Source organism: Sphingomonas sp. (assembly GCF_036677245.1).
In the GTDB taxonomy this organism is placed as follows: Bacteria; Pseudomonadota; Alphaproteobacteria; order Sphingomonadales; family Sphingomonadaceae; genus Allosphingosinicella.
Window position 1 is genome coordinate 1 of sequence record NZ_JAKFCG010000012.1, and the last position, 2023, is coordinate 2023.

3 protein-coding genes are annotated in these 2023 nt (G+C 65.6%); 2 read left to right on the forward strand and 1 reads right to left on the reverse strand.

The features are described 5' to 3' along the window. Positions 1–150 precede the first annotated feature (150 nt). Together V6M48_RS01765 and dusA are read left to right on the forward strand one after the other, a co-directional pair. Positions 151–456 (forward strand): hypothetical protein, encoded by a 306-nt coding sequence (locus tag V6M48_RS01765; RefSeq protein WP_332810803.1) that lies wholly within the window; start codon positions 151–153, stop codon positions 454–456. A gap of 372 nt (positions 457–828) precedes the next feature. Then, the gene (dusA, locus tag V6M48_RS01770; protein ID WP_332810804.1) at positions 829–1830 is read left to right on the forward strand and encodes a tRNA dihydrouridine(20/20a) synthase DusA; all 1002 of its coding nucleotides are present in this window, start codon (positions 829–831) and stop codon (positions 1828–1830) included. Here dusA and V6M48_RS01775 read toward each other — a convergent pair. Continuing rightward, the gene (locus V6M48_RS01775) at positions 1811–1972 is read right to left on the reverse strand and encodes a hypothetical protein (RefSeq protein ID WP_332810805.1); all 162 of its coding nucleotides are present in this window, start codon (positions 1970–1972) and stop codon (positions 1811–1813) included. The two genes, dusA and V6M48_RS01775, sit on opposite strands and share 20 nt — an antisense overlap. Positions 1973–2023 lie beyond the last annotated feature (51 nt).

Here is a 2023-nt window from a genome sequence, read left to right on the forward strand (position 1 = left end):
TCGAGGAAGGCTTGCTCAGCCGCGCCGAGCTCGACGAGCTCTTGAAGATCGAGGCGATGACCGCGCCGTCACGGCCGAAAACCGCTGGATCGCCGCGCCCCTGAACGACCGGCCGCCGCTTCTGCGGACGGTGCTTACCCGGAGAGGAATATGAACGAGCTGTTGAACTGGCTGCTCCAGCAGAAGGGCAGCATGAACACCTATCTCGAATTCCAGAGCCGCGCCCTCGAGCTTCGCGCCACCGAGCCGGAGCATGTCGCGCTGCTGCGCCTGCTCGCCGATCTCGCCGGCCGTTTCGCCGAAGCCTATGATCGCCGCCCGCTTCCGGTCGACGTAGCGGAGGCCGCCTTGCAGCAGCTCACCGGGTTGATCGAGGCGGCGCTCGGTCCGAACGCCGCCGGCCCGGCCGAGCGCCTTGCCCTCCTCAACCAGATCGGCGCGGCCGAACTCGCCTGAAATGGCGCTGCCGTCGCTCGCTGCGTTCCCGAGATCGGATTTCAGGGCGACGGCTCCATTTTCGACGATTTGTCTTTGAAGCTATCGGTTTTCATGAATCGCGAATGCACTGATCGTTTTTCACGGGACGGTTAGGTAGTTCAACGCCGGCCGGGGAAGGCGTTTTCCGAGAGCATCTATGCCGAACTCCGTGCCGAGCTTTGACGGGCGTCGGCATTCCAAGCTCTGCAAATGCCGGATTTTAGGGTAGTGAAGCTCCCCGAAGCGCACGGGCTCGGCCTGTGCCGCGATACGGAAGCCCGCGAAGGACACCGCCTCATGGCGTAACATCGCCAGCGCACATCGTGCGCATGACGGTTATAGAACTGAAAAATGAAGCAGAATCAAATACATAGATTTTCGGTGGCGCCCATGATGGAGTGGACTGATCGGCATTGCCGAGTGGTCCATCGCCTCATGTCGCGCCGTGCCCGGCTCTATACCGAGATGGTGACGGCGCAGGCGGTCATCCGCGGCGATCGGCAGCGGCTGATCGGTTTCGACGCCTTCGAACATCCCGTCGCGCTGCAGCTCGGCGGCAACGATCCGGCCCTGCTGGCGCAGGCGGCGCGGATTGGCTCCGATTTCGGCTATGACGAGATCAACCTGAACTGCGGCTGCCCTTCCGACCGGGTCCAGGGCGGGGCCTTCGGTGCCTGCCTGATGCGCGAGCCGGCGCTGGTCGGCGACTGCGTGGCGGCGATGAAGGCGGCCGTCTCGATCCCCGTGACGGTGAAGTGCCGGATCGGCGTCGACGATCAGGATCCGGAAGCGGCGCTCGATGCCCTGACCGCTGCGGTGCGCGCGGCCGATGTCGACGCGCTCATCGTGCATGCGCGCAAGGCCTGGCTGCAGGGGCTTTCGCCCAAGGAGAACCGCGAGGTTCCGCCGCTCGACTATGATCGTGCCTACCGGCTGAAGGCCGCCAACCCGGATCTGCCGATTTCGCTGAATGGCGGCATTCGCGCGCCCTCCGAATGGCTGCCGCATCTCGACCACGTCGACGGCGTCATGCTCGGCCGCGAGGCCTATCAGAACCCGGAAGTGCTGCTTCAGGTCGATCCGCTGCTGTTCGGCGAGACGGCGCCCGTCGCCGATGCCTTCGAGATGCTGGAAGCGCTCGAGCCTTTCATCGCCGCGCATCTGGAGCGGGGCGGGCGCCTCCACGCCTTCACCCGCCACCTCGTCGGGCTTTTCCCGGGAAGGCGCGGTTCGCGCCTGTTCCGCCGTCATCTCGCCGAGCATTGCGTCGGCGCCGCAGCCGGCATCGCCGATCTGCGCGCCGCCATCGCCCATGTCGAGCGCGAGCGCCCCCTCACCATGGCAGCGGAATGAGGCTGAGCCTATGAAGCATGAACCGGTCGCCGTCGATCCGCACAAGCCGCGCGCCGAGCGTCGTCATGAAGGCCTGCTTGCCGAAGCTGGCCTCGATCCTGGCGACCAGCGCGGGATCGACGGCGGCTGGTTCATGATTCATAGGCTCAGCCTCATTCCGCTGCCATGGTGAGGGGGCGCTCGCGCTCGACAT